Origin of the sequence: uncultured Maribacter sp., from assembly GCF_947500985.1 — a bacterium.
In the GTDB taxonomy this organism is placed as follows: domain Bacteria; phylum Bacteroidota; class Bacteroidia; order Flavobacteriales; family Flavobacteriaceae; genus Maribacter.
In genome coordinates, this window is the sequence record NZ_CANMTX010000005.1 from 299,154 (window position 1) to 320,320 (window position 21,167).

At 33.7% G+C, this 21,167-nt stretch carries 20 protein-coding genes; 13 read left to right on the forward strand and 7 right to left on the reverse strand.

Annotated features, from left to right (window positions below; genetic code table 11):
* Positions 1–62 precede the first annotated feature (62 nt).
* Positions 63–557: a sigma-70 family RNA polymerase sigma factor gene (locus Q0871_RS13225; protein WP_299324485.1), complete on the forward strand. Its 495-nt coding sequence runs from the start codon at positions 63–65 to the stop codon at positions 555–557.
* A 4-nt stretch (positions 558–561) separates the two neighbouring features.
* Positions 562–1,212, forward strand: a complete 651-nt coding sequence (locus Q0871_RS13230; RefSeq protein WP_299324490.1) for a hypothetical protein — start codon at positions 562–564, stop codon at positions 1,210–1,212.
* Here the strand turns inward: Q0871_RS13230 and Q0871_RS13235 are convergent.
* Both Q0871_RS13235 and Q0871_RS13240 read right to left on the reverse strand, forming a co-directional pair.
* The gene (locus Q0871_RS13235) at positions 1,209–2,015 is read right to left on the reverse strand and encodes a 1-acyl-sn-glycerol-3-phosphate acyltransferase (protein ID WP_299324494.1); all 807 of its coding nucleotides are present in this window, start codon (positions 2,013–2,015) and stop codon (positions 1,209–1,211) included. The genes Q0871_RS13230 and Q0871_RS13235 overlap by 4 nt on opposite strands.
* A gap of 26 nt (positions 2,016–2,041) precedes the next feature.
* Entirely contained in the window at positions 2,042–2,683 is a 642-nt protein-coding gene (locus Q0871_RS13240; RefSeq protein ID WP_299324498.1) for a CoA pyrophosphatase, read from the reverse strand.
* Here Q0871_RS13240 and Q0871_RS13245 point away from each other — a divergent pair.
* Complete coding sequence (locus Q0871_RS13245) at positions 2,682–3,401, forward strand: peptidylprolyl isomerase (protein WP_299324501.1); 720 nt, start codon at positions 2,682–2,684, stop codon at positions 3,399–3,401. The genes Q0871_RS13240 and Q0871_RS13245 overlap by 2 nt on opposite strands.
* 74 nt (positions 3,402–3,475) lie before the next feature.
* Here Q0871_RS13245 and Q0871_RS13250 read toward each other — a convergent pair whose 3' ends face one another.
* Together Q0871_RS13250 and Q0871_RS13255 are read right to left on the reverse strand one after the other, a co-directional pair.
* Entirely contained in the window at positions 3,476–4,087 is a 612-nt protein-coding gene (locus tag Q0871_RS13250) for a trimeric intracellular cation channel family protein (RefSeq protein WP_299324506.1), read from the reverse strand.
* A 3-nt stretch (positions 4,088–4,090) separates the two neighbouring features.
* On the reverse strand, positions 4,091–4,816 hold the full coding sequence (locus Q0871_RS13255) for an RDD family protein (RefSeq protein WP_299324509.1): 726 nt from the start codon (positions 4,814–4,816) through the stop codon (positions 4,091–4,093).
* Positions 4,817–4,849: 33 nt separating this feature from the next.
* Between Q0871_RS13255 and Q0871_RS13260 the strand changes: the two genes are divergently transcribed.
* The 9 genes from Q0871_RS13260 to Q0871_RS13300 all read left to right on the forward strand — a co-directional run bounded on the left by Q0871_RS13260 (position 4,850) and on the right by Q0871_RS13300 (position 15,301).
* Positions 4,850–5,836, forward strand: coding sequence for a stage II sporulation protein M (locus Q0871_RS13260; RefSeq protein WP_299324513.1), 987 nt, complete (start codon positions 4,850–4,852; stop codon positions 5,834–5,836).
* Positions 5,799–6,737, forward strand: a complete 939-nt coding sequence (locus Q0871_RS13265) for a hypothetical protein (protein WP_299324519.1) — start codon at positions 5,799–5,801, stop codon at positions 6,735–6,737. The genes Q0871_RS13260 and Q0871_RS13265 overlap by 38 nt, the downstream gene beginning before the upstream one ends.
* A 1-nt stretch (position 6,738) precedes the next feature.
* A complete protein-coding gene (locus Q0871_RS13270) occupies positions 6,739–7,461 on the forward strand; it encodes a hypothetical protein (protein WP_299324528.1) in 723 nt (240 codons plus the stop codon).
* Position 7,462: 1 nt separating this feature from the next.
* Positions 7,463–8,683, forward strand: a complete 1,221-nt coding sequence (locus Q0871_RS13275) for a DUF4350 domain-containing protein (RefSeq protein ID WP_299324537.1) — start codon at positions 7,463–7,465, stop codon at positions 8,681–8,683.
* Positions 8,673–9,671: a MoxR family ATPase gene (locus tag Q0871_RS13280; protein ID WP_299324544.1), complete on the forward strand. Its 999-nt coding sequence runs from the start codon at positions 8,673–8,675 to the stop codon at positions 9,669–9,671. Before Q0871_RS13275 ends, Q0871_RS13280 begins: the two co-directional genes overlap by 11 nt.
* A 6-nt stretch (positions 9,672–9,677) precedes the next feature.
* Entirely contained in the window at positions 9,678–11,012 is a 1,335-nt protein-coding gene (locus tag Q0871_RS13285) for a DUF58 domain-containing protein (RefSeq protein WP_299324548.1), read from the forward strand.
* A gap of 362 nt (positions 11,013–11,374) precedes the next feature.
* On the forward strand, positions 11,375–12,751 hold the full coding sequence (locus Q0871_RS13290) for an ATP-binding protein (protein ID WP_299324552.1): 1,377 nt from the start codon (positions 11,375–11,377) through the stop codon (positions 12,749–12,751).
* A 133-nt stretch (positions 12,752–12,884) separates the two neighbouring features.
* Positions 12,885–15,077, forward strand: a complete 2,193-nt coding sequence (locus Q0871_RS13295) for a transferrin receptor-like dimerization domain-containing protein (RefSeq protein WP_299324557.1) — start codon at positions 12,885–12,887, stop codon at positions 15,075–15,077.
* A gap of 5 nt (positions 15,078–15,082) precedes the next feature.
* The gene (locus Q0871_RS13300) at positions 15,083–15,301 is read left to right on the forward strand and encodes a DUF2007 domain-containing protein (RefSeq protein WP_299324561.1); all 219 of its coding nucleotides are present in this window, start codon (positions 15,083–15,085) and stop codon (positions 15,299–15,301) included.
* Positions 15,302–15,359: 58 nt separating this feature from the next.
* Here the strand turns inward: Q0871_RS13300 and Q0871_RS13305 are convergent, their stop codons facing one another.
* The 3 genes from Q0871_RS13305 to mnmA all read right to left on the reverse strand — a co-directional run bounded on the left by Q0871_RS13305 (position 15,360) and on the right by mnmA (position 18,705).
* A complete protein-coding gene (locus Q0871_RS13305) occupies positions 15,360–16,298 on the reverse strand; it encodes a DUF1080 domain-containing protein (protein ID WP_299324566.1) in 939 nt (312 codons plus the stop codon).
* A gap of 117 nt (positions 16,299–16,415) precedes the next feature.
* Positions 16,416–17,357, reverse strand: a complete 942-nt coding sequence (locus Q0871_RS13310) for a nitronate monooxygenase (protein ID WP_299324569.1) — start codon at positions 17,355–17,357, stop codon at positions 16,416–16,418.
* Between the two features lie 157 nt (positions 17,358–17,514).
* Complete coding sequence (gene mnmA / locus Q0871_RS13315) at positions 17,515–18,705, reverse strand: tRNA 2-thiouridine(34) synthase MnmA (RefSeq protein ID WP_299324574.1); 1,191 nt, start codon at positions 18,703–18,705, stop codon at positions 17,515–17,517.
* Between the two features lie 340 nt (positions 18,706–19,045).
* Here mnmA and Q0871_RS13320 point away from each other — a divergent pair, with 340 nt between their 5' ends.
* Complete coding sequence (locus Q0871_RS13320) at positions 19,046–20,917, forward strand: fasciclin domain-containing protein (RefSeq protein ID WP_299324578.1); 1,872 nt, start codon at positions 19,046–19,048, stop codon at positions 20,915–20,917.
* The last annotated feature ends 250 nt before the right edge of the window (positions 20,918–21,167 follow it).

Here is a 21,167-nt window from a genome sequence, read left to right on the forward strand (position 1 = left end):
TAGATTTATTGTAACAAAAGAAACTATCGATAGACTAACGTGATAAGAACAACCAACCAATAGTGAATAAAGAACTTGAACACAAATTTGTGACCGAGCTGCAGGACAATCAAAATATTGTCCATAAAGTGTGTACCCTGTATACAAATGACCGCGACTCTCACAACGATTTGTTTCAAGAAATAACTATTCAATTATGGAAGGCTTATCCCAAATTTAGGGGAGAAGCAAAGTTTAGCACGTGGATGTATCGTGTGGCATTGAACACCGCCATCACCTTATATCGAAAAAATAAAAGAAGAATTGATACTGCTGATTATGAGTCTATAATTTTCAAAATTAAGGCAGATGAGTATGATGAAACCGAAGAATTGCAATTGAAGCTAATGTATAAAGCTGTAAAGCAATTAAATGATATTGATAAAGCATTAGTTTTTTTATATCTGGAGGATAAAAATTATGCAGAAATATCAGAAACATTAGGTATTACCGAAGTAAATGCACGTGTGAAAATGAACCGTATTAAAACAAAATTAAGAACCATTTTGAATCCATAAGCATATGACGGATGAACTGGAATTATTAAAGAAAGACTGGCAGAAGAAGGAATTTGATGTTCCTAAACTGAGCTATGAAGATATTCACAAAATGATATGGAAAAAATCTTCTTCTATTGTTAAATGGATTCTAATCATTAGCATATTAGAATTTACCGTACCCCATCTTTTATACCTATTACCTTCTATGCGTGAAGGAATGGAAATCTATGATAAAATTGGCGTATCTAAATATCTACTGATTATTTCTGTATTTACTTATGCAGTTGCATTTTACTTCATATTTCAATTCTATAAGCGATTTAAAGAAATATCAGTTTTAGATAATTCTAAAAACTTGATGAAGAAAATTATAAAGACAAGAAAAACAGTAAAGCACTACGTTATTTTTTCATTATCAATGATAATGGTTACCATTATCATTATGATTATTGGTGTTTATTTGAACGATAATATAATTTCGGCTTTCCCAGAATTAAAAGGTAGTCTAGAAAACATATCACAAGAAAAGTTGAAAATCACCGTAATGCTATCCATTGGTATTTTCGGAGTAATCTTAACTTTACTAATGGGAGTAATTTACTTTTTACTTTATGGTCTTCTACTAAGAAAACTAAAGAAAAATTATAGTGAATTAAGGCATTTAGCAGTTTAAGAATTTCTCCACTTACGCTGCTTATTTTCCTCTTCTACAGCCATTAAATCTTTTTTAGAGATTACCTTTAAAAATGAAGGGTGTTGTTCTATGGCGTACTCTAATTTTTCAATTATAGATTCAGAAGATTCATTCTCATAATCTATTTGCAATGGCTCTTTAATGATTATAGATTGAAGAATTCCTTTTTTCTTGACACGAAGTCCTTTCTTATCAAAAGAACGTCTAAATCCATCAATTACTACTGGTACAACAACTGGTTTGTATTTTTTAATAATATGTGCAGTACCTTTTCTTAAAGGTTTCCACGGTGTTGTAGTCCCTTGAGGAAAAGTAATAACCCAACCATCGTTTAAAGCTAAACCAATGCTAGAGATATCGCTCATTTTTACTTGACGCTTTACATCTTTACCTTCAGAACGCCATGTTCTCTCTACACTTACAGAACCTGCATAGGCCATAATTTTCGTCAACAGACTTTTTCTCATGGTTTCTGCAGCCGCAACATAATACATGTTCAATTTAGGCTGCCATATATAACCTAAGTTCTTTATAGAATCTTCTCGGCCACTTAAGCTAGCATTGAATACATGAAACATAGCCACTACATCAGCAAAGTAAGTTTGATGGTTACTTACAAATAGTACATTTCTATCTGGCAGGCTTCTAATAATATCAGAGCCTTCAATTTCTAACGTATTAAATCCTTTATAGCGCTGATGCGAAAGCAAGGCTAAAATACGAATTAGCCATTTTTTAATATATAAATTATGCCCGAAAGGGTTTTTATCGAATAATCCCATAGAATGCTAAAATAAATAAATATGCCTTACAACACCTGCTTTAATAACTCTTTAATCTCATTCAACATCATTGCCGTAGCACCCCAAACAATATAACCGTTTAATTTAAAGGCAGGTACTTCAATATCTACAGCATAAGAGGTTGTTATTTTTTTGGATACAATTTTTGATTCGTCTAAAAAATCTACAATTGGAACTTCTAGAATCAATTCTACTTCTGATTCTTGTTTTACAAAAGGTTTTGGTTCTTTATACAGCCCAATAAATGGCTGAACAATAAAATTACTTGGAGGAATAAAAATTTCTGAGATTTCTTTCACCAAGGTAACATCTTTGGGCTCTACCCCTACTTCTTCATAGGTTTCGCGCAAAGCAGTAGTAAGCAATCCGTCATCTGATTTTTCCACTTTACCGCCCGGAAAACCTACTTGGTTAGAGTGCACACCTTTATATGTTTTTCTCAGAATCAACAATAGATTGGTATTTTGATTTACCGTTGGATAAAATAATGCCATAACTGCCGCTTTCCTCGGATTCTTCTTCGCCTGACTAATTCGCTGCAACTCTTCTATACGAATTTCTGGAGCCATTTTATACTGCGAAGCTTCTCCCGGTAGCGGTAGATCCTTTATTTTTGATATTTGTTGTTCAAAAAAATTAAAATCCATGCGTTCACTTAAATTCTATATATTCCTTTTTGTTGTTATTGTAGCTTTAGCTGGCTGTAAAGATACTTCTAAGAAAGTTGACACTACAATTTCTACGGCCCAGACAATTATAGACTCTACTAAAATTACAGAAAAAGAAATAATAAATGACGAGCAAGAAGAAGCTTTTGAACTCACCGAAGACAATGCCATTGATTTCTTTTTCAATTATGAAAAAACGTTAAAATCGAATAAGGTAAAAATCACTACTAATCTTGGCAGTTTTACCATAGAGCTATTTGAAAATGTACCTTATCACCGAGCCAATTTCATTTACCTTACTGAAAAGGGTTATTTTGATTATACGCAATTTCATAGAGTGGTGAAAAATTTCATTATCCAAGGTGGTAATTCTGATGACGAGAAAACAGGAAAGAAGAGAAATGACATAGGCAGGTATTTATTACCTCCAGATACTCGAAAAGGTCATAAGCACCATAGAGGAACAGTTTCTATGCCTAGTAGCGAAATGGACAACCCTCATATGCTAGCATCTCCTTTTGAATTTTTCATAGTTGTTACCGATCCTGGCTCTTATCATTTAGATAATGAATACACGCCATTTGGTAGAATTACAGAAGGTATGGATGTGGTTGATAAAATTAACAATGTACCCGTTGAAAAAGGAGATTGGCCTTTGCAAAATATCTACATCGAAAAGGCTGAAGTACTAGAGTAGTTGTTGGTTGTTGGTTGTTGGTTGTTGGTTGAAATTTAGCTATTTGGCTTTGCCAAATAACCCAAAAAAAATCTTCACACTCCTTCGCGATAAATATTTGGGAGCGAAATTTTAAAATGTACCGCCAACACCCGCATGATTATAATGGTTACAATTGCCATAGAATAGGCTATGGTATTTTGTATCGGAAATTGAATTAAAAGAAAATACACCAAGCCCCCTAAAATACAGACTGTTGCGTAAATCTCTTTTCTGAATATTACGGGAATTTCATTACATAAAATATCTCGAATTACTCCGCCAAAACAAGCTGTAATTGTTCCTAAGGCTATGCACATTACAGGTAGCAAATCTACGGCTAGCCCTTTTTCGATACCTACCATAGTATATAACCCAATACCTATAGTATCAAATAGAAAAAGTGATTTTCTAACGTATTTCAATTGCTTTACAAAGATAATTGCCAACAACACGGTAATTACAATAATGAGTAGATGCATGGGTGCATTCAACCATCCTACGGGTTTAATACCAATTAATAAATCACGTAAAGTACCACCACCTACCGCTGTTACAAAGGCTATAATAAATACACCAAAAGCATCTAGTTTTTTATCCATCGCTACTAATACACCTGATATAGCAAATGCAATGGTTCCTAAAATATCAATGATGAAATAAAACATTGGTTATAGCTTTTGAGTAAAATAATTATAGTCTTTTAAGACCGTATCTAAATACTGTTTATCGTACAAATCTGAATTGGTTTGCAATATACTATCAACTTTATCTCTAAGCGCTTTCATCGTTTTAAAATCATTGCTTTTATTAGCTATACTAAAGGTTTCTTTGATCAGCCTTACATCTTTATCGGTCAGTATGGTAACGTTTACAAATTTAGGTACATATGTATCTTCCACTTCTTCTAAAATAGTATGAGAAACTTTAGTCTTGTTTTTTGTACTTATTACAACCGTACCTGCCGCCGCATCACCTAAACGTTGTCTTTTTTCAGAGAATAGAATGGTAAGAATACCAATAGACCCAACAAAGATCCAGATATCGACCAAACGAAGCATCCACCGAATTAAATAATTGCTCCAATTTACAGGTGATCCATCAACCGATACCACCCTCATTTTCATAATCATTTTACCTACAGTTCTACCATTAAAAATTATATGCATCAATAAACTATAAAACATTGCGGGTAAGGTAATTAAACCAACAATCCCTCTCTGCGTCCACCCATCATCATAAATATAACCAATGGCGTCACCAATTAAATCCACTAGAATATAATAGAGATATAATATAAATGCATCTATAAAAAATGCCACAATTCGTTCACCAATACTTACAATAGTATAATTAAGGTTAACATTTTGCGTTGTATTGATTTGAAGGTTATTCATTAAGTCTTAAATTTAACAAGGTAAAAATAGTTTATGCGCGAAGCTGCTTTTTTGAAGCAAAATAAGGAAAAATGGATAGCATTCGAAAATGCTATAAACCTTGGTGCTACCTCAAACCCAGATGAACTTGCCAATGGCTACATTCAACTTACTAATGATTTAGCCTACGCGCAAACGTATTACGCAGAAAGTAAGACTTTATTGTATTTAAACGGATTAGCTTCACAAGCTCACCAAAAAATTTATAAGAATAAAAAAGAAAGTAAAAATCGAATTCTTAGCTTTTGGGTAACTGAATTTCCACTTTTTTTCAAAAAATATCACAGCACACTTGGCATTGCATTTTTAATATTTGCTATAGCATCTGCCATTGGTTCATTATCTGCTTTGAACGATGCAACCTTTGTTCGTTTAATTTTAGGTGATGCATATGTAAACGAAACCCTTAATAATATTGCCAACGGTGATCCTGCCGCTATTTACAAAGGCGGAAGTGAAATCGTTTCATTTTTAGGTATTACCATTAATAATATTAGAGTTGCATTTCTGGCCTTTGCATTTGGTGTAATTACTAGTATTGGTACTGGTTATATTCTTTTTAGCAATGGTGTTATGCTCGGTGCCTTCATTACATTCTTTTACACCAAAGGGGTTTTCTTTGAAGCAAATAAGCAAATATGGTTACATGGTACTATTGAAATTTCAGTCATTATTATTGCGGGATGCGCTGGTTTGATTATGGGCAATAGCATTCTTTTTCCAAAAACCTATTCTAGACGTGTGTCCTTCATGAAAGGCGCCAAAGACGGACTAAAAGTTGTAGTCAGTACGATTCCGTTTTTTATTATTGCCGGTTTTATTGAAGGTTTTATTACACGATATACCGGTATGCCCAATTGGCTGGCTTTTATAATAATTGGCGCTTCTTTATTCTTAATTATATTTTATTATCTAGCCTACCCGATCATTCTTAACAACCAATATGAAAGACAATTACATACCGTTACGGGTAAACCGTGATTTTGGCGGAATAGTATCCGTTTATTTCGACTTTTTTAAACAGAATATTAAAAACTTTACCAATGTTTTTATCAGTTATAATGGTGTTTTTTTAATAGGTCTTTTAATAACTAGCTATTTATTAGTATCTGGTTTTTTAGGAATGATTGCGCAAGAATCTAGCAATAATTCTTTTGGTAATGGTAATGAATTTGAACAGGACTATTATATTTATTTAGGTGTCGGCGGATTTTTATTCGTTATTATTTTCTTAGGTGTTGCCTTCTTAAACTACTCGCTTTCTACTAGCTATATGATAAAATATGTAGAGACTAGAGATGAAAATGTAGATAAAAAAGAAGTTTGGGAACTAGCCAAAAGCCAATTCGGGAATACCTTTGTATTTGTATTATTATTGATACCGATTTACTTCATTTATTTTATTGCAGCCATTATTTTAAATATCATACCATTAATAGGTTTTATTGCACAGTACATTGTACAATTCGGTTTAACCGCATGGATTGGTGTTTCATTTTTTGATATGCTTCAAAACAAAAAAGGTGTTACCGAAGCATTAGGCGAAGGTTGGAAATTAGTAACTACAAATTTCTGGAAATCTATTGGTGTCAACTTTATCTTGGGTCTCTTACTTGGTATATTACTAATGATCGCATTAATAGTACCTGGTATTATTGTAGGTGTTTACACCTTTCATGTTGTCGAAAACAATGTAGACTACTCACACTCTATCGTTTCTACAATAGTCTATACTATCGGTACTTGTATTATATTAATTATTGCAGTGTACGGTCAATGTCTTTCTCAATTTGTAAATGGCTTATTATATTATGCGTTACACGAAAAAACATACAACGAAAACACTAGAGCTACTATCGAACAAATAGGTCAAAACGATTAAGTTGAAGCATACTTTTTTCCTCATATTCTTTCAGTTGTTAGCGCTATGCTCATTTGCACAGGGCACGAACGATAGTATCATAAAAATTGATACTTCGTCTATACTGACTTTAAGAACTATTGACGATGATCTTACTAAAAAGTATACAGGCGATGAGTTTAACTACACCTTTAAAACAGGAGAATCTCAAAACCTATTGGCTAGATTTATCAATTGGGTCGGTCGAGGACTGGGCAACATCTTTGGCGTTAACATATCGCCACAGCTTTTAAAAATCATTGAATATGTCATTTACTTTTTGTTGGTAATTTTAGCAATATACCTTATCGTAAAGGTTCTAATTAATGAAAACTTCAATTCTCTTTTTCAGAAAAAAGCAAAAATAATTAACGCTATCAACTTAACAGAAGAGCATATTGAAGGTATCGACATTAACAATCTTCTCAGAACTGCTTTAGTACAAAAAGACTACAGACTTGCCATACGTTATCAGTTTCTTCTAACGTTACAAAAATTGTCTAAAAGCGATATTATAGAATGGCATTTCGATAAAACAAATTCAGACTATTTCAATGAAATCGAGCAACTAGAAATAAAAAAAGGATTTAAGAAAATAGCCTACCTGTACGATTATATCTGGTATGGAGAACAGGCTATAGATGACATAAAATACACAAAATCGGTTTTAGATTTCGAATCGATCAACAAACAAATTCAATCATAATTTGGGTAAGCGTTCTAAAATAATACTTGGGCTTTTGATTGCGGTGCTAATTGGTATCATCGTAACCGAAATAGTTCGCCCTAGACCCATAAATTGGAGACCGTCGTACACATCAGTATCTAAAATTCCGTTTGGTTGTTTTGTTCTTTATAATGAGCTGCCTTCAATATTTCCGAACAGCGAAATTGAATCTGTTGAAAAGAGTATTTACGATTTGCTTATAGAGCGAGATTCTACCATAGCTTCGAACTATTTAATGATTAATGATTTTATCTATTTAGATGAACAAGAAACAAATCAAGTTTTAAATTATGTAGCCAATGGTAATCAAGTTTTTATAGCCAGTAGCAATCTTACAGGGCAATTAGCCGATACTTTGAATATTGAAATTACACAGCAATATGATATACAAGAAGACTCGGTTAAAGCTTCTTTCTCAAATCAAAATTTTAAACAAGAATATTTCTATTTTGAAAGAGGAGTCGATCCTTCTTATTTCATTAGTGTAGATACGGCAAACACGGAAATACTGGGACACATACAATTTAAATCCTCAACATTTTTAGAAAATAATAAGGATGAAATTAGAGTAAAACCCAATTTTATAAAGACATCTTTTGGTGAAGGAAGTTTCATTATCAATACCTTACCAATCGCATATACTAACTATTACGTACTTGGTGACAATAGAAACTACAGCGCTCAGAGTTTTTCGTATCTAAATGATCATCTTTTATTTTGGGATGATTATAAGAAATCTGGCAGAAAAGTTATAACATCACCAATGCGATTCATTTTAAATCAACCCGCATTAAAATGGAGCTATTATTTACTTGTTGTAGGCTTACTACTCTTTGTAATATTTAAAGCCAAAAGAGAACAGCGAATAATCCCTATTATAAAACCTTTAGAAAACTCTTCTGTAGAATTTGCAAAAACTGTTGGTTCATTGTACTATCAACATAAAGATTATGCGAATTTGAACGATAAAAAAATTACCTATTTTTTAACCTACATTAGAAATAGATACTATGTAAACACCACAGTGTTAGATGAAAACTTTATTACCCAATTAAGTGCTAAAGCTGGAAAATCTAGAGAGGAAACAAAAACTCTAGTGGACCTCATACTTAGTCTAAAAAATAAACCTATACATACTGAACAAGACTCTTTAACCCTAGTTCAGAAAATAAATACATTTAAACAATCTTATGGAAGATAATACACAAGATGAAAACAACGTAGAATTTAATTCGCGCATAGACCTAACCAAACTACAGGAGTCTGTAGCCAAAGTAAAAGCAGAATTAGGTAAAGTAATTATCGGTCAGCAAGAAATGATCGAATTATTAATTGTTTCTATTTTAGCTAACGGTCATTCTCTTATTGAAGGTGTACCAGGTGTAGCAAAAACAGTGACCGCAAAACTCTTGGCAAAAACAATGAATGTAGATTTCAGCAGAATTCAGTTTACGCCAGATTTAATGCCTAGCGATATTTTGGGTACGTCTATATTCAACGTAAAGACCTCAGAATTTGAATTCAAAAAGGGACCTATATTCTCAAATATTGTTTTAATTGATGAGATAAACCGTGCACCAGCCAAAACCCAAGCTGCTCTTTTTGAAGCCATGGCAGAGCGACAAATTACTATTGATGGAAATGAATTTGAAATGCAACCTCCATTTTTGGTTTTTGCCACTCAAAACCCAATTGAACAAGAAGGTACCTACCGATTGCCAGAAGCTCAATTAGACCGTTTTCTTTTTAAAATAAATGTACACTACCCTACTTTAGAAGAAGAAATACAAATTTTAGAAAACAAGCATCAACAGAAAAATACTAATGTGGAAGCATTGATTGATTCTGTTCTTTCTGCAGAACAAATTGCAGCGTATCAATTAGTGATAAAAGACATAATCGTCGAAGATAATTTACTAAAGTACATTGCTGCCATTGTGAACAATACAAGAACTAATGCCAATTTATATTTAGGAGCTTCTCCAAGAGCCTCTATAGCCATACTAGATGCGTCTAAAGCCGTTGCTGCTATAAATGGTAGAGATTTTATAACCCCAGATGATATCAAGAAGGTAGTAGGTCCTATTTTAGGTCATAGAATTATATTAACACCTGAACGAGAAATGGAAGGCTACACCGCAGAAAAAATGATCAGTGACCTTATTCAAACTATCGAAATTCCTAGATAAATAATCGTGAAAAAGGTTTTCAAAAATATATTTCTTCAAAAAAGATTCTTCCTAGTATTAACGGGTATTATCTTGTGCTTTCTAGTTTCCTATATTTTTGAGAATATATCATTTATTGCCCAACTACTTTTCTATCTGTTTTTAGTGCTAATAATAGTAGATATTATTCTTCTGTTTTTATCAAAAGGAAACATAGTTGCCGACAGAATAGTACCTGATAAACTTTCTAATGGCGATGAAAATAATATCAAAATACAAGTTACCAATCAATACTTATTTTCAAGCCGAGTAAACATAATTGACGAACTTCCTTTCCAATTTCAGAAACGCGACTTTAATTTTCGGAGTATAGTAAAATCCGGAGAACAGAAATTTTACACCTATAATGTAAGACCTGTTGAACGCGGAGTTTATAGTTTCGGGAATTTAAATGTATTCGCTACTTCCCCTATCGGATTTCTAGCTAAAAAATATACATACGACCAAGATAAGGAGGTACCTGTGTATCCGTCATTTTTACAACTTCGTAGATATGAGCTTTTAGCTTTTAGTAATCGATTACTTGAATTCGGAATTAAAAAAATTCGCCGCATCGGTCATACGATGGAGTTCGAGCAAATAAAAGATTACATACAAGGCGATGACATTCGTAATATAAATTGGAAGGCGACAGCTAAAAGAGGTCAGTTAATGGTCAACCAATTTCAAGATGAAAAATCACAACCAATATATTCTATTATTGACAAAGGAAGGGTAATGAAAATGCCTTTTAATTCGCTTAGCTTACTCGATTACGCAATCAACGCCACTTTGGTCATTAGCAGTATTGCCCTTAAAAAGAACGATAAAGCAGGTATGTTCGCTTTTAGTAATAAGATAGAAAATAGGGTCGTTGCAGAACGGAGAAGTTCTCAAATGAACCTCATTCTTGAAACGCTTTATAACCTAAACACTAATTTTGTTGAGAGTGATTTTAGTAGATTATATATTGATGTAAAAAGGCATTTACCACAAAGGAGCCTTTTGCTATTATATACCAATTTTGAAACATTAGATGCTTTACACCGACAATTACCTTATTTACAAGCGATTGCAAAACAACATTTATTGGTAGTCATATTCTTTGAAAATTCTGAACTTATATCTTATGCCAAAGAAAAACCAAACAATACTCTTGAGATTTACGAACAAGCTATTGCAGAAAAATTTATCTACGAGAAACAATTGGTAGTCAATGAACTTAGAAAGTATGGCATACAGACTATTCTAACTAAACCCGAAGATTTGACTATTAACACTATTAATAAGTATTTAGAAATAAAAGCGAAGGGTCTTCTTTAAGCTATCTTAGAAGATACGCTGCTTGCAATTCTGATGTTATATCGCCCGTACCATTTTCTACAAACGAGGGTAATTGAATTTCATATTGGCTATAAATTTCAAAATTATTGATAAATCAAAAATTCTAGTCATGGAAGTTCCTATGAGTGTTTCATAGTAAAAGGTTTAAAAGAAAAATAAGTATTAAAAGGCACCAATAAAAGGTGTCTTTTCTAATTTTATAAGCTGCTCTTTATTATATTTATGTAAAATATGAATCTTTAAAAAACTCCCCCAATTCTTCATATTTTACTAGTTGAGAGTTATTATAAAAAAATCGCCTATTTGACTCTCGAAAAATAAAGCACTTTAAAATTTACAGTTTGTCTAAACAAAACACTTCTAATAAAGGCGCAAAAAAAATCAACTTTTTAGATGAATTTGGTTTAATAACCATAATATCATCAATTTTTACATTTGCTGTATTTATATATACTCTTCTTTTTCATGCTTATACCGAACGAGTACTGGCATTTATTGTTGCTTTAGGTTTCGGCATTGGATTTATATTAAATCGTTTAAAACTTCATAAAGCCACTAGAATATATATGACCCTTTTTCCCCCGGTCATGTTTATGAGCCTTATATTTTTAATAGGTGGTTTTTTTGGGCAAGCAGTTGCATTTGCTACAATGGGTTTCTTAGCGTATATAGGTTATCGTAGAAACCCTAAGTTAAGAAATCTAATTATCGGTTTTGATATTCTAGCATTTATAGTACCTACTATTTATATTTCAATATACGAACCTTTTTTAGGGACTATAGATGTTCCGTTCGATGAAATTTTTGCGTTTTTAGCTTGCTTAGGCTGGCTTTCTCTTACATTTAGCATGTATGATGAAAATAAGACGAAAACGTATACCTCCGATCTAGAAAACCATATTACCGCTTTAAAAGAAAGTGAACTTAATCTTAAAAAAGCCCAAAGCGACCTAAGAAATCAAAACAACAAATTAGCCGTTTTAAACAATGAACTTGAATTAAAAAATACGCATATTGAAGAATTCACCTTTATTGTTACCCATGATTTAAGAGGACCTTTAAACAATATAAAAGTCATTTCCACAGAATTAGAAAAACAACATACAGCAGCTAACTATGCGAATTTCGACAACTATTTAAAGCATTTACAGAGCAGCTCTACAAGGCTTACAAATTTGGTAGAAGGTCTTTTAAAATATGCTGAAATCGGGAATTCTAGCGGAATGGAATTTGTAAATCTCAATGAAGTTATAGCGTTAGTTATTGATGATTTATCAGAAAGTATTAAAGACTCTAAGGCAACATTAAACATTGACGATATGCCTACATTGATTGCTAGACCTAGCGATATTAGAATGCTTTTTCAAAATTTAGTTCATAATGCACTGAAATTTAAAACCAATAATGGGCTAATGGTTATTAACATCTCGTCTGAAAAGAAAGATAATGAATACCTGTTTAGTGTTTCCGATAATGGCATTGGAATACCAAAAGAACATCTTGAAAATATATTTAAAGCTTTTCATAAGCTTCACAACCAATCTAAATTCGAAGGATCGGGTATCGGACTGTACGGAAGCAAAAAAATAGTAGATCACCACTTAGGTAAAATATGGGTAGAATCTGAAGAAAATGTAGGTAGCACCTTTTATTTTACCATCAACACAAATTCTTTAAAACATCATAAAACTGAAGAGCATAGCGTAAGTCTCAATTAAATATAACACTTTGAAAAATGAATTTACTTTGACATATTATTTTTATTGAGAGCATAACTAGAGTTTATAACAAACTACTAATTGGTGCTCCCTTTTGTCTAAACTAATTAAACCTCAACAACTATATTTTATTATGAAACAATTATTCACCACCCTATTTCTTTTATTGGTCCTCAACGGATATTCACAAAATTCAATTATCGGATTTTCTTCTGAGAACGCCAACAAACAACTACAGCTCGAAAAAAGCTTTGAAGAAAAATTAAATGCAACAAACCTTGACGAATGGATGCAGAAAATGGCTGCAGAACCTCATTGGGTAGGCACCAAATTCGGAGAAGAAAATGCAAAATGGATTAAAACTCAATTCGAATCTTGGGGTTACGATACCAAAATAGAGACCTATCAAATTCTATTTCCTTATCCAACAGAAAGAGTTTTAGAATTAACCGGCCCTACACAATACAAGGCTAAATTAACAGCTGTACCAGTAGAAGGCGATCCATTTACCGCACAAGGCGATGCCTTATTACCAAGCTACAATGCTTTCTCTACCGATGGTGATGTTGAAGCAGAATTAGTTTTTGTTAATTACGGAATTCCGAAAGATTACGAAGAACTAGAAAAACTAGGCATCAGCGTAAAAGGTAAAATAGTAATTGCCAAATACCAAGGTTCATGGCGTGGTATTAAACCAAAATTAGCTGCCGAAAAAGGTGCTATCGGTTGTATTATTTATTCTGACCCAGAGGATGATGGCTACGGACAAGGAGATGTCTACCCAAAAGGTGCCTACAAGAATAAAACCGGAGTACAACGTGGTTCGGTGATGGATATGCCAACATATCCTGGCGATGTATTAACTCCCGGTTATGCAGCTACAAAAGATGCTAAAAGACTAGACAGAAAAGATGCCCCTACTATAACTAAAATTCCTGTTTTGCCAATTTCTTACGAAGATGCACTACCGCTATTATCTGCCTTAGATGGTACCGTTGCGCCAGAATCTTGGCGAGGCGGATTGCCAATAACTTATCATATAGGACCAGGACTAGCTACCGTTCATTTAAAACTTACATTCGATTGGAAACTGGTACCCGCCCATAACGTTATTGCTACTTTGAAAGGAACTGAATTTCCAGATCAGTGGGTTATGCGTGGTAATCACCATGATGCATGGGTACATGGTGCCAATGACCCAATTAGTGGTTTGGTCGCCCTTATGGAAGAAGCTCGCGCCATTGGTGAACTTGCCAAAAAAGGACAAAAACCAAAACGCACCTTAGTATTCTGCGCATGGGATGCTGAAGAACCAGGATTAATCGGTTCTACTGAATGGGTTGAAGATCATAAAAAAGAACTACAAGAAAAGGTAGTTGCCTATATAAATACTGATGGTAACGGTCGCGGATTCTTAAGCGCCGGTGGATCACATTCACTGCAGGCCATGGTAAGCGAAGTGGCAGGTACTGTTGTTGATCCACAAACGAAAGTATCGGTTAAAGACCGTAGAATTGCTGCAAATATGGTTAGCGGTGGTGACGACTCTTTTCATCTTTATGCATTAGGCTCTGGTTCTGATTACACTCCGTTTATTCAACATGCAGGTATTGCTGCCTTGAATCTTGGTTTTGGCGGGGAAAATGGCGGCGGAGAATATCATACCATTTACGATACCTACCCACATTACAAAAGATTTAAAGATCCAGAATTTGCCTATGGCATTGCTTTAGCGAATACTGCAGGTTTAATTACCTTACGTTTAGCAAATGCAGATGTTATTCCGTTAAACTTCTCGCAATGGCATTCGACTATTTCAAATTATTTGACTGAAATTATTGATGAAACAGAAAGTATGAGAAAAGAGGTGCTAAAGCACAACAAAATGGTTTCTCTAAAATCATATGAATTAGCGGCAGACCCAATTAAAAAAGTTAAAACTCCTACGAAAAAACAACTCATTCCTTATATAGATTTTTCACCTTTACAAAATGAATTGGTAATACTTAACGAAACTATTACCGAGTTTGAAAAAATCAACATAACTACCCTATCTAAAAAATCGAAAGAAGAGCTCAATAAGCGTTTAATGCAAGCGGAACAGATGCTTACATCAGAGAAAGGCTTGCCTCGTAGACCATGGTTTAAACATCAAATTTACGCACCAGGTTTTTACACAGGTTACGGCGTAAAAACTTTACCGGGAGTTAGAGAAGCAATCGAACAAAAAAATTGGGTAGAAGCACAAGAACAAATTGAAATTTTGACAAACACTTTTAAAAATTTTAATATCTATATAAAAGACGCAACTAAAAATTTAAATTAATTATTATGGACTCAAACTATATAAAAGTATTCGGTGGCAATAGCATTGCAGCACAACGCGTAGAACTTGCATTAAAAGAAAATAACATTGAACCTATTCTTAAAGATGAAACGGAATCTGCACGCCTAGCAGGTTTTGGCACTCCTTTACCTGAGTTGGTCGAAATCTTTGTTAATAAAGATGAAGAAGTTAGAGCCTTGGCTATAATTACTGAAATCAACTAAAGTGAATAAAAAAAGCCTCCAAAAATGGAGGCTTTTTTATTAAGCATATCTTCTAAAACTATCCTTTACTAAAAGGTATAATTTCTAATTTTCTAAATTCTACCGGTCCATGATCACCTTGTATCATTATTGGTCCGGCTTCAGCTTCATTATTGTCTAAAGCACCTCCGGTCATCGCTTCAATATTCTGATTTGAAATTACAGTCTTTCCATTAGCTACAATAGTAACTCTTCTACCAATTAAGGTAATATCGTATGTCTGCCACTTCCCTGCTTTCATAGCCGCGTTTTCATTTGGTGTAAGTAAACCATAGATTCCTCCAAAATAAATAGACGATGGTTCCAAACCTATATTATCAGCAATCTGTACTTCATAGCGTCCTCTTAAATATATACCACTATTACTACCTTCTGGATATCTAAATTCTGCATGCAATTTAAAATCATTAAATTTTTCTTCAGATATTAAATTTACTCCAGGTTTAGCACTTGTAAGTATACCATCTAAAACTGCCCATTGATTGCCAGGCTTCATCACCCATCCGTTTAAATTCTTGCCATTAAATAGTTTAACAGTCTTACCTTCTTTCACATTTGCATAATACGGAAGCTTAGGCGATTTGGTCGCTGTCCAATTATAAGTTTTTCCATCTACATAAATCATGGTTCCTGCTAATCCGTCACCTACAATTTTTCCTTCAAATTCCATATTGGAAGCTCCAGGCTCCCATTGTGGCGGAATTTCAAAAGAAAACAATTCACCGTGCTTTTCAATTTCAGCAACTGGTCTTGCGCTACCAAAAGCATAGGTAAATCGTCCAATCAATGTATTGGTACCTGAATGTCTAATTTCTAACCAAGATGGTAATTTTTCTCCTTCTTGATCAATCGTTAAATTCCATTTTCCTTCTAAAGGATGTCCTTCTTGCGCTTGAGTAACATTTAAGCTGAAAACTGCTAGTAAAAAGAAAACTAATGTTGTTTTAAGAGTATTCATATTATTTTGGTTTGATAAGTAATCAAATATAAAAGAAGTTTCAAATATTGATTCTAAACAAGTTATAAAATATTGAAAAAATAAAATCTAATTTTACAAATATTAAAATAGGATAATTTAGATTGAGGATATTAGTTCTATACTACTATAAAACTCACTCATCATCTCTTTAATAATTTCACCAGCGGGTTTTATGTCGTGTATCAAAGCAGATACTTGACCTATTTCTAGCTCGCCATCTTCTAAGTCGCCTAAGAACATACCTTTTTTGGCACGACCTCTACCTAAAAGGGTTTTCAATTCTTCGTTAGTTGCTCCGTCAGCGTATGCTTTTTGCACCTCGTTATAGAATTTGTTTTTCACTAAACGAACGGGAGCCAATTCTTTTAATGTCAACTGCGTATCCCCTTCTTTGGCATTCACCACTACCTCTTTAAAGTTCATGTGATTCGATGCTTCTTCACTAGCTACAAATCGACTGCCCACTTGTACACCATCAGCACCTAAAACCATAGCAGCTAACATTGCTTTACCAGTGGCAATACCTCCTGCTGCAATTAAGGGTATAGTTATTTTTTCTTTCACTGCAGGAATCAAAACTAAAGTTGTAGTTTCATCTCTACCATTATGTCCGCCTGCTTCAAAGCCTTCTGCAACAATAGCATCTACTCCGGCTTCCTGTGCTTTTAATGCAAACTTCAAGCTACTTACTACATGTACAACGGTAATTCCTTTTTCTTTTAGGAAAGATGTCCAAGTTTTCGGATTTCCTGCAGATGTAAATACAATTTTTACATCCTCCTCAATAATAATATCCATCAATTTATCAATATCAGGATACAACATAGGTACATTGACCGCAAAAGGTTTCGAAGTCGCCTTCTTGCATTTTTGAATATGCTCGCGTAAAACATCAGGATACATGCTACCGGAACCAATAACACCTAAACCTCCACTATTAGAAACAGCACTGGCTAATCGCCATCCGCTGGTCCAAATCATTCCTCCTTGAACTATCGGAAATTCTATCTTAAAAAGTTCAGTAATTCTATTTTGCATGAATGAAGTAATTTACCTTGGATAAATCACCCAAAGCTTTGTATTGAAAATTTAATATAGAATTCGACACAAGCATTAAAACACTTAAATCTCGATTATCGAATAAAAGATTACATTTTAAAGATACTATTAAGCTCTTTAAAATGTAACCGTCTAGTTAAGAAATTACACCTGACCCTATAAGGTCATCTTCAATATACCATGCTACAAATTGACCTTCGGTAATTGCAGATTGCATTTCTTTAAAATCAACATACATACCACCTTCTACTCTATATATAGTAGCTTCTTGTAATTCTTGACGATATCTAATACGTGCTTTTACTTCTAATTTCTCATCAATCTTCAAAGCTAAATCTGTACGCACCCAATGTATTTCTTCATCTTTTACAAATAACGTTCTTCTATATAAACCTGGGTGTGCTTTACCTTGACCTGTGTAAATAACATTTTCGTTAACATCGGTATCTATGACAAATAACGGTTCTTTTGTACCACCTACATGCAACCCTTTACGTTGCCCTTTAGTAAAATAATGCGCACCTTGGTGCTCACCAACTATTTTACCATCAGTTAAATGATAAACAGGTTTCTCTGCATAAAATTCTAATTCAGCGTTTTTATCTGAAAACGATGGTATAGCTCTTTCGTAACTACCAAAAGCTGCCGGGATCTCAACAATTTTACCAGTTTTTGGTTTTAATTGCTGTTGTAAAAACTCTGGCAATCTAACCTTACCAATAAAGCATAAACCCTGTGAGTCTTTTTTATCTGCAGTAATCAAATCCATTTTCTTGGCAATTTCCCTCACCTGTGGCTTGGTCAATTCCCCTATCGGAAATAATGTTTTTGATAATTGCTCTTGCGATAATTGACATAAGAAATAAGATTGGTCTTTATTACCATCTTTTCCTGCCAATAATTGATATGTCTCAGAACCATCAGAATTATGAAGTGTTCCTTTTCTACAATAATGACCTGTGGCAACATAGTCTGCCCCTAATTGCATGGCTATTTTCATAAATACATCAAACTTGATTTCTCTATTGCAAAGCACATCAGGGTTCGGGGTGCGTCCCATTTCATATTCCTTAAACATATAATCAACTATACGCTCTTTATACTCAGTACTTAAATCAACTGTTTGAAACGGAATACCCAATTTTTCAGCGACAATTAATGCATCGTTGCTATCTTCTAACCACGGACACTCTTCTGATATTGTTACCGAATCATCATGCCAATTCTTCATAAACAAACCAATAACATCATAACCCTGCTCTTTTAGCAAGTATGCAGCTACGCTTGAATCTACTCCTCCAGAAAGTCCTATTACTACTTTTTTCATTTCTTATACTTGGTCGGTACAAAATTACAAAATTTCATTTCAGAAATACTTTTTTTACAACTCACATGTCTCATCAAAAAAAATAGTTTTTTTATCCAAAAACCTTTTAAAATGTTAAAACTGAATCATTTATTATCGATAAAAATGTTAAACTTTTACCAATTTATATTCAACAATATTAAATCATAATTTAAAGTAAACCCTTCTATTATCTACAATTATCAGTCATATTTTACAACATAATGTAATTATTTAGACCTATACCTATCATATCTTCATTTTAAATGTATTTATTTTTTGTTTAGCTTTACATCATAATAGTTCAACAAAAAATATAAAAATGAAAAATCTAGGTAAAATTTTAAAATCGACAGCAATGGTAATGCTGTTAGTTTTTGCTGCTTCTTGCAGTGATGATGACAATGACGATCCAGTAATTATCGTTGAAGAAGACAACATAGTAGAGGCTGCACAAAAAACCAGTTCTTTAAGCTCTCTAGTATCAGCACTTACAAAAGCAGATGAAAGTGCAAATAATGATTTAATTACAGCTTTAAGTAGCGAAGGTCCATTTACGGTTTTAGCACCGACAAATGATGCATTTGCAAGTCTATTAGCTCGATTAGATGGATTTGACTCATTAGATGATTTTAACAATGAGCAATTACAAGACTTATTGGCAACAATTTTAAAATATCATGTAGTATCTGGAGCTGCAGTAAGTTCTGGGGATTTAACAGAGGGGCAAACCATTACAACACTACAAGGAGAAACACTAACTGTTAGCATTGCTAACGGAGTTATTTTTACAGATGCCGCAGACGAAATGGCTACGGTAACTACAGCTGACGTAGAAACAGAAAACGGAATCGTACATATAATCGATAAAGTATTGATTCCTCAAGAAGCCTTAGATGCATTAAGCGGAGTTCTATTGACTTCAATTACCGATTTGGCTATTTCAGTACCAAGTTTAAGTATATTAGTTGAGGCTTTGGTTGCTGCAGATGGCGAATTACCCACAGTATTGGCAGGTGAAGGTCCTTTTACCGTATTTGCCCCAACAAATGATGCCTTTGCTGCTTTTTTAGAAGCAAATGATTTTGCTGCTCTTAGTGATATTCCAACAGATGTTCTTACGCAGGTTTTATTAAACCATGTTGTATCAGGTACTAATTTATCAACTGATTTAGCTACCGGATATGTTTCCTCTCTTTCAACTGCAGGTCCTGATGACGCAAATCTTAGTATGTTCATAAATATAGAAGATGGCGTTCTTATTAATGGTGTTTCAACAGTAACCGCTGCAGATAATAAAGCCATAAACGGAGTAGTACATATTGTTGATGCCGTTATAGGTCTACCAAATATTGTTGATCATGCAATAGCAAACCCTAACTTAACATCTTTAGTAGGTGCCTTAACTACAGATGGCAATACAATTTTTACAACATTACTTTCAGATTCAGAAACTGACTTTACCGTATTTGCTCCTTTAAATTCCGCTTTTGACAATTTTACAAATCCTTCAGATAATGACATCAATAGTATTTTAGCAAACCACGTAATTTCTGGTGCAGCAGCTAATGCAGCAAGTCTTTCTAATACATATTTTAACACTGCTGCGACTAATGTAGATGGCGATAATTTAAGTATATATGTGAATGTAGATGATGGCGTAACATTAAATGGAACAAGTACAGTTGCTGCAGCTGATATTGTTGCCACCAACGGAATTATACATGCGGTAGATATGGTAATTGATTTACCAAGTGTGGTAACGTTCGCAACAGCTGACCCTAACTTCAGTTCTCTTGTAGGCGCTTTAACCGCTGAAGGTCAACCAGACTTTGTTAGTATTTTAAGTACTGACACCGGTACAGATCCTGCACCTTTTACAGTATTTGCACCTACTAATGGAGCATTTGCAGAATTAGCAGCAGTACCAAGCGGAGATGTTTTAACTGCTGTATTAAACCATCATGTTATTGCTGGAGCCAATATCGTTTCTGGCGATCTAACTAATGGATTGGTTTCTCCTGCTACTCTAGAAGGTGACACCTTAACTTTCACTATCGACGGTGATGGTAACGTTACCATTACTGATGGTTCGGGTAATTCAGAAATCGGTATTATTGCGGTAGATGTTCAAGCTAACAATGGTGTTATACATGCTATCGACACCGTTATGATACCAGACACAACGAACTAACTTTTATCTTTTTTCAAAACTTAAAGAGCCGCATAATGCGGCTCTTTTTTTATAAAGCTTTAAGAATACTTAGCTTATTTTCAATGTCACCCGTTTAATAATAACCTTTAGAATACGATAGAACTATACTATTAAGTATGCTACCTATCAAAAGTAGATAGTCAATTTAACCTTTTACAATGTTATTGAAGCTGTAACCAATATTTTGCAATCTTTGATTTTTTATATGATGTATCTAAACATTTTAACC

Bases quoted from the DNA above. Each gene is read 5' to 3' on its own strand.
- Q0871_RS13255 (WP_299324509.1), bottom strand. From the start codon at position 4,816: ATGAATAACCTTCAAATCAATACAACGCAAAATGTTAACCTTAATTAT.
- Q0871_RS13260 (WP_299324513.1), top strand. From the start codon at position 4,850: ATGCGCGAAGCTGCTTTTTTGAAGCAAAATAAGGAAAAATGGATAGCA.
- Q0871_RS13280 (WP_299324544.1), top strand. From the start codon at position 8,673: ATGGAAGATAATACACAAGATGAAAACAACGTAGAATTTAATTCGCGC.
- Q0871_RS13295 (WP_299324557.1), top strand. From the start codon at position 12,885: ATGAAACAATTATTCACCACCCTATTTCTTTTATTGGTCCTCAACGGA.
- Q0871_RS13235 (WP_299324494.1), bottom strand. From the start codon at position 2,015: ATGGGATTATTCGATAAAAACCCTTTCGGGCATAATTTATATATTAAA.
- Q0871_RS13240 (WP_299324498.1), bottom strand. From the start codon at position 2,683: ATGGATTTTAATTTTTTTGAACAACAAATATCAAAAATAAAGGATCTA.
- Q0871_RS13250 (WP_299324506.1), bottom strand. From the start codon at position 4,087: ATGTTTTATTTCATCATTGATATTTTAGGAACCATTGCATTTGCTATA.
- Q0871_RS13245 (WP_299324501.1), top strand. From the start codon at position 2,682: ATGCGTTCACTTAAATTCTATATATTCCTTTTTGTTGTTATTGTAGCT.
- Q0871_RS13230 (WP_299324490.1), top strand. From the start codon at position 562: ATGACGGATGAACTGGAATTATTAAAGAAAGACTGGCAGAAGAAGGAA.
- Q0871_RS13300 (WP_299324561.1), top strand. From the start codon at position 15,083: ATGGACTCAAACTATATAAAAGTATTCGGTGGCAATAGCATTGCAGCA.
- Q0871_RS13320 (WP_299324578.1), top strand. From the start codon at position 19,046: ATGAAAAATCTAGGTAAAATTTTAAAATCGACAGCAATGGTAATGCTG.
- Q0871_RS13310 (WP_299324569.1), bottom strand. From the start codon at position 17,357: ATGCAAAATAGAATTACTGAACTTTTTAAGATAGAATTTCCGATAGTT.
- Q0871_RS13265 (WP_299324519.1), top strand. From the start codon at position 5,799: ATGAAAGACAATTACATACCGTTACGGGTAAACCGTGATTTTGGCGGA.
- Q0871_RS13305 (WP_299324566.1), bottom strand. From the start codon at position 16,298: ATGAATACTCTTAAAACAACATTAGTTTTCTTTTTACTAGCAGTTTTC.
- mnmA (WP_299324574.1), bottom strand. From the start codon at position 18,705: ATGAAAAAAGTAGTAATAGGACTTTCTGGAGGAGTAGATTCAAGCGTA.